We start from the raw sequence: 15,006 nt of genomic DNA on the forward strand, positions 1-15,006 counted from the left end.
GGAGACGTGGTGGCCGCACACCGGACGGGCGTTCGCCGCCGACACCCGCACCCCGCACCCAGACCCTTGCGCCCGGATCATCGGGCCTGCCAAGGCGTACTGCGAGCGGGGGGTCACGACCACGGCGGCCGTCAAGCGGGACGTGGCCGGTGGAGTGTGGAGGCTTGGGACGGCCGGCGCTGGTGTGGCTGCCCTGGTGGTGTGGCGTCGGCGGTCAATCGCTGGGCAAGGGCGGCGCTGACGTGTTCCGTCCAGACCGCGCGACCTGGCGTTCGGCCGGCTTCGTCGTGCTTCTCACCTGCGTGTTCCTTCTGGTGAACACGCAGGTGGTGTACGCGGCCAGCAGCAACAGCGACACCGGAGACCTGCTCGCCCCGCTGAACATCACCTCCTCCGAAGGCGTGCCGATCGACGGCTACGACCTGAATGCCGAGGGCGGATCCATCGTCGCCTTCAAGACGCAGGCGTTGGCCTTCGCTCTATCGGGCCTGTTCACCCTGATCCGGCTTCTGGTCGGGCTGGCGGGCTGGGCGATCGAGTTCGCTTTCCGGTTCCCGCTGCTGAAGATCCTCATCAAGCCCGCGCAGAAGATCGCCGACACCTACGACAACGTGGTGGTCGACACCCTGGGGTTGAAGGGTCTGCTGCTGGCCTGGGCGTTCGTCTTCGCCGGATTCATGATCGCGCGCGGGCGGGTCGGCCGCGGCCTGGGCGAAATCTTCCTCACCCTGCTCATCGGGGCGATCGCCGCCTCGGCTCTCATCCGTCCCGACACCCTGCTCGGCCCTAACGGCCCCCTGGGCCAGTCCCAGCAGGTGGCCGCCGAGGTCGCCCAGCAAAGCGTCAACTCCTACGACTGGGGCGGCAAGCTCGCCAGCTACGACCCGTGCAAGGGCATGGCCGGCAACGCCGAACTCAAGTGTGAAGAGAGGGAAGGCGAAGGACCGGTCTCCTCAACAGAGGTAGCCCGCCCGCTTCAGGGCTCGATCACCAACGCCTTGATCGTCAAGCCGTACATGCTGCTGCAGTACGGGCGCATCCTTGACCCGGCCAAGGAATCCGACCGTAAAGCGTATGCCGTCCACCTCAAATGGATCACGGGCGGATACAAGGCGGGCAACGTCACAGTCTCAGACCACGGCAAGGACGTCTGCCGCAAGATTCGCGGCCCGGGAAGGAAGTACTGCGAGCGCGGCTTTGAGGAGGGCGTGCCGAGTAGGAAGGACATCGAGCACGGGCCGTCTCTCTCTCCGGCCGACGACCTTCTGGCGCCCACCGACGAGGAACGGGAGTTCACCTACTTCCTGGCCCAGATGCGCCAGGCCGGTCCGGTCGGTAAGTCCTGCGCGGACTACGCCGAGAAGCCCACCTGGTGGCGGGTCGGCGGCGCTGCCCTGCTGCTGATCGCCGCCCTGTTCATCTGCGGCATGCTCCTGTCCAGCGCCATCGTGATGCTCGGCACCCAAGCAGTGTGCGCCGCGGCGGCGGCCGCGGGCGGGATCACGTTCATCTCGGGCATGCTGCCCGGCCCGGCCCGCCAGTCGGTGTGGAAATGGCTGTCGCTGTGGGGGATTGCGATCCTCACGCTCGTCGGGGTGTGCGCGTTCGTTCCGTTCTTCGGGATCGCTGTGGACGCCACGATCACGAACGGGCCCAACTTGGTGGTGGAGCGGATCCTGCTCATCGACGTCCTTGCCATCGCCGGAGCGGCCGGGCACCGCAGGCTCCTGACCGGCATCACCTCCTTCGGCCGGCAGATGGCCATGCGGATGCGGTACGCCAAGGTTGGCGGCACCCACATGCCGGGCGATACCTCCGAGCTCGGCGCCGCGCTCGCCATGAACTCCCCCTCCGCAATGGGCGGATACGGCGCAGGGTTGCGCGCCTTCACGGGGGCGGGTGGCGGCCGGTTTGGGGTGCTCGGCACCCGCCAGCGGTTGATGGGCGCGCTCACGTCCCTGTTCGACGGGGCGGGCATGCCGGTGGACACCGGCGGGATCCTCGCCGATGCCACGGCCGAGGCCGGGCGTGGTCTGGCCCCGCTCACTGCAGCCGCGGCCGTGGGTGGGCTGGGCGCGCGGCTCGGCGCCAAGGGCGCGCACTGGCTGCTGATCGGTCGCCGGCCGGACAAGGAGCAGTTGGCCAAGTGGCGTAAGCCCACCGCCGACGGGGATCCGGGCGCGGGCGGTCCGTCGGACGGCGCTGACGGTGGGGGTGGTGGTTTCGGGGGCACAGAGCCGGGTCGACCCTCTGGACCGCCCGATCGGTATCGAAACGAGCAAGGGCAGGTCATCGACCGCAATACCGGTCAGGTGCTGCACGACCAGAACACCGATCGCACGCTGCTGTCGACGCGGGCCCACAACCGGCTGATCCGCTTCCGTGGTTACCGGATCCTGCACCGCGGCGGCCGGGCCGCGTACGGGGCGACAGTCGGCCTGCCGGCCAATGTGCGCCGTGCACGGTCCGGAGGCTCGCGCTACTCCCAGGACGCCCGCCAGCAGGTGCGGGTGTGGGGCAACACCGTGCGCGAGGACGGCCGTGCCTGGGCCGACACGGGACGGCATGTCTCCCGCGTCATGCGGGAGCACACCGACGACCGCGGCGGACCCGGTCCCTTTGCCAGCCGCCGCCTGCCCGCGGCCACTCCAGCTGCTACTCCCCGTCCGGCAACGCCTGCGCGTCCTGCGCCGTCCGGGCGTCCTGCGGGGCGTCCGGCCTCTGGCCCGGCGCGGCCGACCGCGCTGGCGGGCGGTCCGTCGGCGACGCCGCCTGGCCCGGCACCGCTGCCGCGCCGGGAAAGCCCTGCGCCGCGGCCACGGGCCGATCTCGGCGGACCGGTTCTTCCCGGCGGTGGGAGCGCCCGCAACCGAGCGCGTGACGAGGCGCGAGCCCGGATGCAGGAGTTGATGCGCAGGACCGCGCCCGAGGCCGAACGGCTGCGCCAGGAGCGGGCTCAGCGGCGGGACGAGGACGGTGAGGAAGAGTGAGGCCGCCGGGACGCCGCGTGAGGCGGTGGGGATGCATGATGGGCCTGCTGATGTTCGCCGCCGTGTGCTGTGCGGCACCGGTAGGGAACGCGATCAGCGCGTACGTGGCGCTGAAGACAGGCGCACAGGACAACGGCGGAATCGCCGAAGGCGGCAGCGCCGCGGACATCCCTGCTCGGATGCTGACCGCCTACAAGAAGGCCGTCCAGCAGGTCGGGAAGTACGCGCCGAAGTGCCAGGGCATGCGCTGGCCGATCCTCGCCGGGATCGCGAAGGTCGAGTCCAACCACGCCATCGGACGCAACATCGCTGACAACGGCGACATCCGCCCGAAGATCTACGGGGTGCTCCTCAACGGCTCCGGCCAGGGCGGCAACACCACCGTCTTCCCCGACACGGACGGCGGCAAGTGGGACGGCACCGCGAACGGGGAGCGCGCAGTGGGCCCCTTTCAGTTCCTGCCCTCCACCTGGGAGTCGATCGGCAAGGACGCCAACGGCGATGGTGTCGCCGACCCGCACAACGCCGACGACGCCGCCCTCGGCGCCGCGATCTACCTTTGCGGTGGCGGCCGTGACCTGACGCAACGATCGCAGCTGAAGGCCGCGATCTTGCAGTACAACCACTCCGACGAGTACGTGGCGAACGTGCTGGGCTGGATCGACCAGTACACGGCGGCCGCCAAGGGCCCCGGCCTGAAGAACGTCTCCGGGAAGGTCCGGGCCGTCATCGATGCCGCGCTCTCCCAGCGGGGTGTGCCCTACTCGTGGGGCGGCGGCAATGCCCAGGGTCCGTCGTACGGGGTCTGCTGCTCGCCCAGTGGCAAGAGCGGCGCGAGTATCAAGGGCTTCGACTGTTCGGGGCTGACCACCTACGCGTACGCCAAGGTCGGTATCAGCCTGCCGCGCACCGCGGCCGCGCAGGCCGGTCGCGGCCGGCGGATCCCGGCCAGCCTCGGCACGGGCGCTCTGAAGCCGGGCGACCTGGTCTTCTACGCCTACGCGCCGGGACGCGATTCCACGATCTATCACGTCGGCATTTACGCGGGTGGCGGTCAGATGATCAATGCGGCCCGCCCTGGCACCGTTGTCCGGCTGGACTCGGTGAACGCCATGTCCGGCTATGCGGGGGGAGCGCGGCTGCTGTGACCACGACCCCGCGCTCTCCACGTCTGCTGGTGCTGAGTACCGTCGTCCTCGCCGTCGTCGGTGCCATCACTCTGCTGGGCGTGCCGCACGGCCAGCAGCCGCCGGCCCCGTCAGCGTCGGCCGTCCCCGCAGCCACGGATCCGTCAATGGCTGCTGCGCCCTCCGCGAGGCAGCCAGCCGGCCCCCTGCCGCCTTCCCCGGCTTCGGCTACATCCGCCGCATCGCCGCCGTCGGCCCTCGAGCCCGCGCTTCCGCCGCATGGCGAGGGCCCGGCCGGCGACCGGGCCATCCAGCACTCCCTGGAGGCCGCTTGGCCCGCCGACCTTGCCGCCGGCGACGAACAGCAACTCCTCGCCGCGGGCCGCGCGCTGCTCCGCGCGGACGCCACCGGTGTTGGCCGCGCGAAGTGGCCGCGGGTGTTCCCCGCCTCGGACCAGGCAGTGGCGCCGGCGTTCGCCACCGCCCACTTCCGGATTCAGGCGGCGATCGCCCGCCGGGACGGCAGCCCGAACAGGGCGGTGGTCCATCTGGTGTGGGCCGGCATGGACCGGGGCGGCACCTTCACCGACCTCCGCATCAGCGACTGGCATTTCACCCGCACGACTTCGAAGAAGGGAGCAACGACGTGGATTCCGCAGCCCCGTACCTGACTCACAGGTCCGATGACACGGCTGCTGGTCAGGTAGTCGTTCTGGTCACCGGCGTGGTTGACTCCGTCGACTGGATCTACGACCACTGGTATCTGCTCGCGCTGGTCATCGCCGTGTGCTGGGGCGTGGGCGAGTGGGTGGTGCGCCGACTCGCGGCGAAGGCTTCGGCCGAGCGGATGGCCCTTGAGTTGGTCTCCACCCGGCACTTCGATCCGAGTTTGGAGGAGATCTTCCGGCGCGGTGTCCAGCTGGCCCGCGCGTCTACGGCCATGCCGTGGTGGGCTCCCCGCCGGACGAAGGCGGTGCAGATCCGGCTGCGCGCGGACGGCAGTGCGCCCCTGCGCTACCGGATCGAGGGCCCGGCGGGCGGTGAGCGGTTGCTGGCGATCACGCCGTTCGGACCGGACGTGACCGTCCAGCGGGCGGGCCCGATCGTCGACAAGCCGCGAGCGCACACGGTGCGGGCCGAGTTCATCCTGCGGGGCAAGCTCATCTCTCCGCTGCGCGAGGTGCCGCTCACCCCCGATCCGCTGCAGCCGCTCGTCGATGCCGTGTCCGACTTGCGTGCCGAGCTCGGCGACCTCGCCGAGATCCGGCTCGACATCCAGCGGGCCCCTAAGTGGGCGCTCCGCGCGCGCCGCCTGCAGCTGATGGGTGCCGCGCGCCGGTCGGAGCGCCGGGAGGCCCAGCGGGCCGCGCGCTGGCTGCGGCAGGACGCCTCCGGTATCGAGGACTCGCTTGGCTGGCAGCTGCAGCAGATGCTCACGGACAAGCCTGCATCCGGTGCCGGGCGGCGGCTGGTGATGCCGCCGGTGCCGCGGCGGGTGGAGCCGGCCGAGGCGCTGGGCAAACTCGCCGAGGACGACCACCTGGTGCGCGTGCAGCTGCTGGTGATGTGCGCCTCGGACACCGAGGGCCGCGCCCAGGCTCGGCTCGCCCAGGTGCAGGCCGCTCTGGACGTGTTCGGTGGCCGATCGAGGTGGGCGATGCGGGGCTGGCGGCTGGGGCCGTGGCGGATCGGCGCCGACCACTGGCCCACCCGGAAAGGCTTCGAGCGGCGCTGGGAGCTGGGACACTGCCAGCCGCCCCGAGCGAACTGGGTCAGGCTGGAGGAGCTGACGGGTCTGCTCAAACCCCCGACCGTGCATTGCCGTCTGCCGGTGCTCGCCGGTGATCTGCCGACCTTCACCTTCGGCGATCCGCATCTGCTGCTGCAGGGCATCTACCGGGGCCCGGACGGCCGCGAGCGGCTGGTCGCCACCTACGCCGAGGAGACTCTGTTCGAGGTAGGGGTCGGTAAGGCCGGCGGCGGCAAGACAGAACGAGCCTTGGCCCAGGCGATCGGCTGGGCCCACGCTGGTGGTGGGCTGGTCTTCGTCGACCCGCACCGCGACTCGTGGCCGCGTGCCCTGCCGTTCCTGGCCCACGATCACCTGATGCAAAGGGTCGCGCTGGTCGACCTCAACGGGCTGGGTGCCCATCCGCGGGTGAGTTCGTGGAATCCGCTCGGCATGCATCACGGGCAGGTGGCGCACGAGGTTGTCGAGGCGATCGCCGATGCCTACGCCTCCGCCCTGGCGTGGGACGATGCGACCGCTCCGCGCGCGCTGACCATTCTCACCGCCGCGCTCACCGTGCTGGTCGCCATCAACGAGGCGGCCTGCCAGGCCGGACAGCCCGAGGACCAGGCCACGATTTTCCACGTGCGGGCTTTGCTAACCGACCCCGGTTTTCGCAAGGCAGCGCTCGCCGCGGTGGCGGACCGGCTGGATGAGGAGACCCGCGCGTGGTGGCAGTCGGTGTTTCCGACTCTTCCGCCCGACGCGTTCGCTGTCGTCCTCAACCCGATCGCCCGCCTGGCCGCCAACCCGGTCACCCGTGCCTTCCTCGGCCAGCCGGCCGGCGCCTACAACATCCGCGCGGCGATGGACTCCCGGATGATCGTGTGGGTGTGCCCGGGGGGCAACGGACCCACCGACCGCCTACTGACCGCGCTGCTCGCCCGGGACCTGCTGCGGGCCGCCCGTTCCCGGCGCGACACCCCGGAAGAGGAGCGGGTGCCGTTCCGCCCGTACTTCGACGAGCTGATCACCCTGACCGGTGCGGCCCCGGAGACGATCGCCGCGATGTTCGAGGACCTGCGCAAGTACAAGTGCCACGTCCACGGAATGACGCAGTTGCTGTCCCGCCTGCCCACGCCGGTACGTCTGTCCCTGGTGCAGAACGCGTCCACGCTGGCCACCACAGCAGGATCGAAGTCCGCTATCGCACCCATCACCGCCGAATGGGGCGATGACCCCGGCCCCGACCGGGTCGCCACCATGGAGCGCTTCGAGCACTACGTCTCCATGAACGTCCACGGCCGCCGCGTCGGACCCGTCCGGCTGCGCGGGCCCCATCTCGACGACGTCTTCGCCGCCCAGGCCCGTCCCCAGCAGGCCGGTGCGCTGGAGCGGGCCGCCCAGGCCAACGCCCAGGCGCTCCCGCTGGGGGCGCTCACCGACCGCGCCGCCAAGCAGCTCGGCCGGGTCGCCGCCTTCCTCGCCGCGCACGCCCCTGCTGGCGCCACCGCTGTCCGCCTGTCCAAGGAGAACGAATGGAAGTAGCCACCGCCCCTACCGCCGAGCGGGCCGCGGCGCGCTTCACGCCGAGCCCCGTCGAGCCCCTCAAGCATCAACTCCTGGCCACGCTCGCCCAGCACCGCATGGCCTCCACCAACCAGCTCCATGTGTTGCTACGGCCCGACCGCTCCCGGCAGTCGGTCTCTGAACGGCTGAACGAGCTGCTCGGCGAGCGCCTGGTCGACTTCGTCGTACTGCCTCAGTCCAATCGCAGCCGCGTCTGGTATCTCACCCCGAAGGGCGCCCGCCTCACACGGGACTGGCCCGCACTGAGGGGCCGGCCGCCGTATCCGATCACCTCCGCGACGGCCGCCTCCCTCAAAACCCCGCACACCCTCACGGTCCTGCGTACCCACCTGGCCTTCGTCGCCGACGCCCGCCGGCGCGGTGACGAGCATGGCCACCTGGACTGGACTCCCGAGGTGTTCCACGCGATCGGCGACGGAGAGCGGGTCGTCGCCGACGCGGTCATGCACTACACGCTCATCGACGGCCAACAGCGGCGCAAGCTACGGGCGTTTGTTGAGGTTGACCGCGCCACCATGAGCAGCGAGCGCCTGGCCGCGAAGCTCATCGAGTACGCGAGGCTGTGGACGTACGAGCCGCAGGCCGTCGGCCGGCGGCGGCAGGCGGCCGGGCCCGGCTGGCTGCGCTGGTACCCGGTGTTTCCCAGGGTGTTGTTCGTGCTGACCGGCACAGGGCGTGAGGCGATGGACAACCGGATCAGCGACCTCAAGGCGATGGTCGCCCACCACCCGCTCGTGGCCGATATGGCCCGCGAGGTGCCGCTGGGGGCGGCCGTCCTGGAGGACTTGGACGAGTACAGCCCCACCTCTGACGTGTGGGTACCGCTGGCCGGCGACAAGCCTCGTCCGTGGACTGAACTATGACCCCCCGTCTCACCGCGCCCAGCGAGAGGCCTCCAGCGGCCTGCAACGCCACTGGGACCGGGTGCGGGAATAACCGGCGCGTGGAGATCTCGTTCACACCCAGGGCAATGCCAGAGGTCCGGATCGGTCCGACGATCACGTCCTGAGATGTGCTGGCGCGACGAGCGAAGACACAGAACTACAAATCGACCTCCAGTTCCGAAAGTGACCGGATGCATCCCGAGTTGTACGAGTGGACTCACATATCAAGCTGGGAAGTTGGCTGGCATATGCGTAATCTTGCGGTCACGCAAGCGCATCACCGCAGTTGGACCAGGCCGCGGTTCTGGGCCACCGCACGTCGGGGGCCAGAAGTTGCGGTCGATCGCACCGCGTCGCACGGGGAGGCAACGTGAAAGCTACGAAACAGCGCTCAACGGGGCGCGAGCACGTCGTTGTTCGCACCCGGAAGCACGCAACCGCGCTGCTCCTCGCCGGAAGTCTGCTGGTGCTGGCTGGGTGTAGCGGGCACGATTCGGGCACGTCGTCCAAGCCCAGCTCTACCCCTACGGCCGTCTCACCGGCGCCTAGTTCCACCGTCGACGCCGTCTACGCCGCTGTTCTCGCGGCGTACACCAGCTCCTGGGATGCACAGACCGAGGCCTACAGCAAGGCTTCCTCGGCGGGCACCGAACTGAAGAAGAACACCACCTTGAGGGCCCTGTTCGATATCGAACACGACCTCGAGGTCATGCGGAAAGCCGGGCAGGTGACCATCGGCAAGCCGGTGATCCATCCGAAGGTCGTCAAGGTGACCAACACCAAGATCCCCGCGGCCACGGTGACGGACTGCATCGACACGACGAACTGGACGCTGATCGACAAGGCCTCGAAGAAGAAGGTCCCGCTGCCCACGACACGGCTCATCAAATACGTCAGCACCGCAACGCTTGAAAAGTGGGGGACGAAGTGGATGGTCACGAAGTTGACCGCTCAAGAGCAGCCCTGCTAGCTCGCCGCCTCGCCGCACTCACCGGTGCCCTCACCCTGGCCTCGGCGGGTGTCGCCCACGCCGGCGATGATCCCGACGTTGGTGCCGGTAAGTGCCAGGTCATCAAGTTCTGCGTCAACGTCGGTGTGGGTGACGAAACCGGCGGCAGTGGCGGGCAGGCCGGCGGCTCGCAAGGCGGCAGCGACAACGGCGGCAGCAAGATGGACTGCAAGTACACCAAGGTGGACCCGAAGCCGCCCGCCGAATGGCCGGGCTGGAAGGGAGCTGACCCGAAGAAGAACGACCTGTACTTCTACGGGTGCACGGACGGCGGTCAGAACACCCCGGACGGCTTCGTCGTCGTGCCGGCCGGTCAGCCTCCTGTGCCGCAGGTCGATCCTCGGGAGCTGGCTCAGCGTGCAGTCGACTCCATGACGCTGCTGGGGCCGGACATCGCCAGCCCGCGCGCGGCCGGGAAGTACACCGTGGGCGTCCCGATGTGGATGTGGGTCAACCAGAGCCCCACGACGTACGGGCCGAACACCGCATCGGCCACAGCAGGCGGCATCACCGTCACGGCGACCGCGAAAGTGACGAAGATCGTGTGGACGATGGGCGACGGTGCTTCCGTGACGTGCAATGGGCCGGGAACGCCTTACACGTCGTCCGACGGCATGGCCCAGTCACCGACCTGCGGACACGTGTACTCCAAGTCCTCGGCCGGCGCCCAGAACGGCAAGTTCCCTGTGACCGCGACCTCGACGTGGACGATCAACTGGCAGGGCGGCGGACAGGCCGGCCAGCTCACCGAGGTCCGGCAGACCAACGTGCAGGTGGCGGTCGGCGAAGTCCAGGTCGTCAGGTAACGCCGCCGGAAGGACAGAAAGTTGAGCAAGACCGAAGAACGAGTAAGCGCAGCGCCGAACGGCGTCCCCCAGCAGGGACACGTTGCCACTCCGGTGGCGCCGCCCCGAGTGTCAGCCCGCAGGCGACGCCCAGGCGTCATCGCCCTGTCGTTGGCGCTGATCGCCGCCGGTGGCGCCGGTGTTGCCGTCCTGCTGCTGCAGGTCGGCAACCGCACGGATGTGGTGACCGTGGTCCGGGACGTCCAGGTCGGCCAGGTCCTCACCGAGGACGACCTCGGCAAGGCGTCCATCGCCCTGGACCCGGCCGTCAAGGCGGTGCGCGCTGACGACCTGAAGTCGGTGGTGGGCAAGCGGGCCGCCGTGGAACTCAAGCCCGGCTCCCTCCTCGCCCCCTCGCAGGTGACGAAAGACAACCTCGTGAAGGCGGGCGAACAACTGGTGCCGATCGGTCTCGAGCCCAAGCAGATCCCCGCCACCGCGCTGGTCCCGGGCCAGAAGGTGCAGCTGGTGCACGTCCCGGCTCAGGGCACCACGGATACCGGCAAGACGTCCGACGCTGCTCCGCAGACCATCGACGGCCGGGTGGTGAAGGCGTCCGGCGCCGCCCCCGGTACGGGCATCGTGGTCGTCGACGTGGCCACCTCTGCTACCGACGGCCCCACAGCCGCCGCGTGGGAAGCGGCCGGCACGCTGCGCCTGGTCCTCGCTGCCCCGGACGGTAACTGATGGCTGTGATCGCGCTCGCAGGCTGCAGCGGCGCGCCCGGCGTGACGACGAGCGCGCTGGCCCTACTGCTGTCGTGGCCGCTGGAGGCGAGTCGGCGGATGATCCTGGCCGAGTGCGACCCTGACGGCGGAGCCGTGCTGCACGGCCTGCTGCAGGGCACGCTCGGCGACCGGTACGGGCTGCGCAACCTCTCGGTCGCCGCCCGCAAGGGCGAGTTCAGCGACGCATTCTGGCGGCAGCTGATCGACCTCAGCAGCGACGACGGCAAGACCGAATCCCCGCGCAACCGGCTGCTGCTGCCCGGGCTCACCGACCCAGCGCAGGCAGCGAGCCTCGGCCAGGTCTGGAAGATCCTCGCGCAGATGTTCCGTGGCATCGAGGCCGAGAGCGGCCACGACGTCCTCATCGACCTCGGCCGCCGCGGCGCCTACGGGCCCTCGGGGGTCCTGGCTGAGCAGGCCGACGCCGTGTTCGTGGTGGTCCGCAACACCCTGCGCTGCCTTCAGGCGGCGGAGGGCCGGGTACGCGCCCTTCAAGAGCGGGTCGGCGACGTGAGCGTGCTGATGGTCAACGAGGGCCCGTATCCCGCTGGTGAAGTGCAGCGCGTGCTGCAGGTGCCGGTGATCGCCACCCTGCCGTACGCGCCGAAGGATGCTCGAGTGCTGTCCGACGGCGCCGAGCAGCCCCGCCACTTCACCAGGTCGCCGCTGATGAAGGCCGCCCGCACGGGCAGCACGCTGCTTGCGCAGCGGGCCGCCATGCGCCGGGCACGCCTCGACCCACGCCTGCGCACAGCAGGCGGGGAGGTGACCCATGCACGCTAGGCCCCTGCATCCCGACCCCACAGTGGCTCCGCCGCCCCAGGAGTGGGCGCAGCAGACCAACGGCGCACCGCGGCCTGCCGGTGCCGCCTCGAGCCCGCGCGTGCTCGGCACGGCGGCTCCGCAGATCACCGTCGACTACAGGGTGGCCAGGGAGATCGCGTCCCAGGTCGCCAAGCAGCGCGAAGAACTGCTCAAGACCAAGCCCGACATGGACCGGGCCAGCGAAGAGCAGCGCTGCCTGAACTGGATCGCCGAGGCGGTCGCGCTGTGGTCGGATGCCCAGGCGATGACGCCGCAGGAGGACGAGGCGCTGCGGCGCGCCGTGTACGACCTTCTGTTCCGGGCCGGCCGGCTCCAGCCGTACCTGGACGACGAACGGGTCGAGGACATCATCATCCAAGGCCCGGGCGAGGTGTGGCTCGACTACGGCGACGGCGAACGCCGCCGAGTCGGCCCGATCGCGGACTCCGAGGAGGAACTGCTCGAATTGCTGCGCGAGCTGGCCCGAGGATCCGGGCACAGCGAGCGCACCATCTCCACGGCGAACCCCACCCTCGCCCTGTCCCTGCAGGACGGCTCCCGCCTGCAGGCCATCACCGGGCTCGGGCCGATGACGTATGCGGTCATCCGCCGCCACCGCGTCTCCCACGCCGACCTCGACGACCTCGTGCGGCTGGGCACCATCGACCCGATCCTGCGCGAATTCCTCGGGGCGTGCGTGCGCGCCGAGAAGAACATCATGATCGCGGGCAAGCAGAAGGCTGGGAAGACCACGCTGCTGCGGGCCATGCTCAAGGAGTTCGACCCGGAGTGCCGGTTTGCGACCATCCAGACCGAGGACGAGCTGTTCTGCCACGCCAACGGCTACCACAAGCAGGTTGTCTCCCTTGTCGGGCGTGAGTCCAACGGGGAGAAGGACGTCACCGGGCGCAGCGCCGGCGAGGTCACACTCTTGGATCTGATGCATCCGGCGCTGCGGATGTCACTGGAGCGGATTGTGGTCGGTGAGGTCCGCGGCCCCGAGGTCGTCGCCATGATGCAGGCGCTGACCAACGGCTCCGGCGGCAACCTGTGCACCATCCATGCGCGGCGTCCGGACATCATCTTCGACCGGATCGCCGAGCTGTACGCGCTGGCCCAGGAGAACCTGTCCGAGCAGCTCGCCTACCGGCAGACCGCGAACGGCCTGGACTTCATCGTGTACGTCGACATGACGGACGAGACGCAGATCGGCGGCCGCCGTCACCGGTACGTCTCCCACGTCCTGGAACTGACCGGGATCGGCGAGAACGGCCGGCCCGCAACCAACGAGATCTTCTCCCCCGGCCGCGAGTTCGGTGAGCTGCGTGCGGTGCCGCGGATGGAGCCGGGCTGCATCGACGATCTGCGCCGAGTCGGTTTCGACTCGTCGCTGCTGCAGCAGCCGTATGGGGCCTGGCAGGCGCCGCTGCCGCTGAAGGTGGGGGTGAGCCGATGACGCTGCTGTTCGGGCTGCTGTGTGGGATGGCCGTGGTCGGCGGGTTGATCGGTGTCGTGGTGGGCCTCGTGGGCACCACGGCGCCGCGCCGGGCCTCCTTGCACGTGCGCTGGAGAGCGGCCATGCGCGGTGGGAAGGACCAGAGTGAGGACGCCCGCTTGCGGCGGCGCACCCTGCTGGTCGCGGCCGTCGTGGTGTTCGTCGCCGTGTGGCTGGTGTCAGGGAACTTCGTTGGCGGTGCGCTGCTGGGTGCGGCCGTCATCGGTGTGCCCTGGCTGATCACGCCGGCGCAGATGGCGCAGGAGCGGATCGGGCAGCTGGAGGCGCTGAGTGAGTGGACGCAGCGGCTGGCCGGTCTGCTCAGGTTGGGCATGGGGCTTGAGCAGGCGATGATGACCAGCCGTCAGGGCGCACCGGACGAACTGGCGCCGCAGATCGTCAATCTGTCCGACCGGCTGCGCCTGGGGTGGCGGCCGGAGATGGCGCTGCGCTCGTTCGCCGATGAACTGGACGATGTCACCGCGGACAAGGTGGTCGCGGCGCTCATCCTCTCAGTCAACGACCGCGGGCCTGGCCTGGCGCAGGCGCTGGAGGACCTGTCGGGCACCGTCCGCGAGGAGGTCGCCAAGAAGCGGGCCATCGAGGCGGACCGGGCCAAGCCCCGCACCACCGTGCGGTGGATGACCATCATCACCGTGGGCGTGGTAGTGGCCGGGTTCTTCGTGCCGTCGTACACGAAGCCGTACTCCACGCTTCTGGGCCAGCTCGTGCTCGCGTTCCTGACGGCGGGGTTCGTCGGAGTGCTCGCCTTGATGCGGCAGTTGGGCTCCTTCCGTCGCATTCCCCGTTTCCTGGTCACCGACCCGACCAGCACCGTCCGGCTGCCCGTGGCCGCGTCGGAGCCGGAAAAGCCGGCCGCCACCCGTGAGCCGGAAGGGGCCGCGCCGTGAACCTGCTTCCCGTTGTTGTCACTGGTGGCACGGTCGGTGCCGGCGTCGCTCTCCTGATCCGGGAACTGCTGCAGCCCCAACCGGCGCTGGGGCCTGCCCTCAAGCGCAGTGCCCCAGGCAGCTTGACGATGCCGGAGCCGGAACTGGATCGCGAGGAGGTGTGGGGCCGGTGGCTGCTGGCCCGCCTCGAGCGGCTTCCCGGCGTGCGAGTCCCCACCACGAACCTGGCACTGCTTGGCCAGGAGCCGGGCCAGTTCATGCTCAAGAAGACCGCGCTCGCTGCGCTGGGTCTGCTCTGCCCAGTCATCGCGACGATCCCGTGGATCATCGCGGGCGTCGGCCTACCGTTCTACGTGCCCGCCGGCGTCGGACTCATCGTCGCAGCCCTGCTGTTCATCACGCCCGATCTGGCCGTGCGCGACCAGGCCAAGCGGGCGCGGGAGGAGTTCGCGCACGCCCTGTCCGCCTACCTCGACTTGGTCGCCCTGAAGCGGGCCGCCGACGCCGGCCCCGCCGAAGCACTGGAGAAGGCCGCCGCCGTCGGCGAGGGCTGGCCGTTCCTGTATCTGCAGGGCGCACTGCGCCGGGCACGGCTGGAGAAGATCCCGCCCTACCAGGCGCTCGCGGACCTGTCCGCTCAGTACGACCTGCCCGTCCTGGACGACGTCGCCGACATCATGCGCGGCTCGGCCACCGACGGTGCCGCCGTCTACAAGGCACTGCGGGCCCGCACCGCGGCACTGAATGCCGAACTGCTGGCCGACCAAGCCGCCGAGGCGAACGCGGCCAGCGAGAAGATGACCGCGCCGGGAGCCCTCTTGGCCGTCTTGGTGATGCTGCTGATGGCCTTCCCCGCCGTGATCCGCATGCTCACCGTTTAGACCACCCGACTCG

The 15,006-nt window shown here is 69.9% G+C and carries 12 protein-coding genes; all 12 read left to right on the forward strand.

Features of this window, described 5'->3' with window-relative positions; all coding sequences use genetic code 11:
* The first annotated feature begins 242 nt into the window (after nucleotides 1-242).
* The 12 genes from GV126_RS11185 (at nucleotide 243) to GV126_RS11240 (ending at nucleotide 14,993) form a co-directional block, all read left to right on the forward strand.
* Nucleotides 243-2,990, forward strand: a complete 2,748-nt coding sequence (locus GV126_RS11185; RefSeq protein ID WP_159673543.1) for a hypothetical protein — start codon at nucleotides 243-245, stop codon at nucleotides 2,988-2,990.
* Nucleotides 2,991-3,025: 35 nt separating this feature from the next.
* Entirely contained in the window at nucleotides 3,026-4,138 is a 1,113-nt protein-coding gene (locus GV126_RS11190) for a C40 family peptidase (RefSeq protein ID WP_159664953.1), read from the forward strand.
* Nucleotides 4,135-4,788: a hypothetical protein gene (locus GV126_RS11195; protein ID WP_159664955.1), complete on the forward strand. Its 654-nt coding sequence runs from the start codon at nucleotides 4,135-4,137 to the stop codon at nucleotides 4,786-4,788. Before GV126_RS11190 ends, GV126_RS11195 begins: the two co-directional genes overlap by 4 nt.
* On the forward strand, nucleotides 4,764-7,394 hold the full coding sequence (locus tag GV126_RS11200; RefSeq protein WP_159664958.1) for an ATP/GTP-binding protein: 2,631 nt from the start codon (nucleotides 4,764-4,766) through the stop codon (nucleotides 7,392-7,394). Before GV126_RS11195 ends, GV126_RS11200 begins: the two co-directional genes overlap by 25 nt.
* Nucleotides 7,385-8,299, forward strand: a complete 915-nt coding sequence (locus GV126_RS11205; RefSeq protein ID WP_159664960.1) for a replication-relaxation family protein — start codon at nucleotides 7,385-7,387, stop codon at nucleotides 8,297-8,299. Before GV126_RS11200 ends, GV126_RS11205 begins: the two co-directional genes overlap by 10 nt.
* A 391-nt stretch (nucleotides 8,300-8,690) precedes the next feature.
* On the forward strand, nucleotides 8,691-9,290 hold the full coding sequence (locus GV126_RS11210; RefSeq protein ID WP_159664963.1) for a hypothetical protein: 600 nt from the start codon (nucleotides 8,691-8,693) through the stop codon (nucleotides 9,288-9,290).
* Nucleotides 9,236-10,135 carry an ATP/GTP-binding protein gene (locus tag GV126_RS11215; protein WP_236569953.1) on the forward strand — a complete coding sequence of 300 codons (900 nt, stop codon included), beginning with the start codon at nucleotides 9,236-9,238 and terminating at the stop codon, nucleotides 10,133-10,135. Before GV126_RS11210 ends, GV126_RS11215 begins: the two co-directional genes overlap by 55 nt.
* 21 nt (nucleotides 10,136-10,156) lie before the next feature.
* Nucleotides 10,157-10,861, forward strand: coding sequence for an SAF domain-containing protein (locus GV126_RS11220; RefSeq protein WP_185948144.1), 705 nt, complete (start codon nucleotides 10,157-10,159; stop codon nucleotides 10,859-10,861).
* The gene (locus GV126_RS11225) at nucleotides 10,861-11,685 is read left to right on the forward strand and encodes a CpaE/TadZ family protein (RefSeq protein WP_159664966.1); all 825 of its coding nucleotides are present in this window, start codon (nucleotides 10,861-10,863) and stop codon (nucleotides 11,683-11,685) included. Before GV126_RS11220 ends, GV126_RS11225 begins: the two co-directional genes overlap by 1 nt.
* Nucleotides 11,675-13,162 (forward strand): TadA family conjugal transfer-associated ATPase, encoded by a 1,488-nt coding sequence (locus GV126_RS11230; protein ID WP_159664968.1) that lies wholly within the window; start codon nucleotides 11,675-11,677, stop codon nucleotides 13,160-13,162. Before GV126_RS11225 ends, GV126_RS11230 begins: the two co-directional genes overlap by 11 nt.
* Nucleotides 13,159-14,112 carry a type II secretion system F family protein gene (locus GV126_RS11235; RefSeq protein WP_159664971.1) on the forward strand — a complete coding sequence of 318 codons (954 nt, stop codon included), beginning with the start codon at nucleotides 13,159-13,161 and terminating at the stop codon, nucleotides 14,110-14,112. The genes GV126_RS11230 and GV126_RS11235 overlap by 4 nt, the downstream gene beginning before the upstream one ends.
* Nucleotides 14,109-14,993: a type II secretion system F family protein gene (locus GV126_RS11240; protein ID WP_159664973.1), complete on the forward strand. Its 885-nt coding sequence runs from the start codon at nucleotides 14,109-14,111 to the stop codon at nucleotides 14,991-14,993. The genes GV126_RS11235 and GV126_RS11240 overlap by 4 nt, the downstream gene beginning before the upstream one ends.
* The last annotated feature ends 13 nt before the right edge of the window (nucleotides 14,994-15,006 follow it).

Source organism: Streptomyces mexicanus (genome assembly GCF_902506575.1).
Lineage (GTDB): Bacteria > Actinomycetota > Actinomycetes > Streptomycetales > Streptomycetaceae > Streptomyces > Streptomyces mexicanus.

Excerpts from the sequence above, each read along its gene's own strand:
- GV126_RS11225 (WP_159664966.1), top strand. The coding sequence starts at position 10,861 with ATGGCTGTGATCGCGCTCGCAGGCTGCAGCGGCGCGCCCGGCGTGACG.
- GV126_RS11190 (WP_159664953.1), top strand. The coding sequence starts at position 3,026 with ATGATGGGCCTGCTGATGTTCGCCGCCGTGTGCTGTGCGGCACCGGTA.
- GV126_RS11235 (WP_159664971.1), top strand. The coding sequence starts at position 13,159 with ATGACGCTGCTGTTCGGGCTGCTGTGTGGGATGGCCGTGGTCGGCGGG.
- GV126_RS11230 (WP_159664968.1), top strand. The coding sequence starts at position 11,675 with ATGCACGCTAGGCCCCTGCATCCCGACCCCACAGTGGCTCCGCCGCCC.
- GV126_RS11205 (WP_159664960.1), top strand. The coding sequence starts at position 7,385 with ATGGAAGTAGCCACCGCCCCTACCGCCGAGCGGGCCGCGGCGCGCTTC.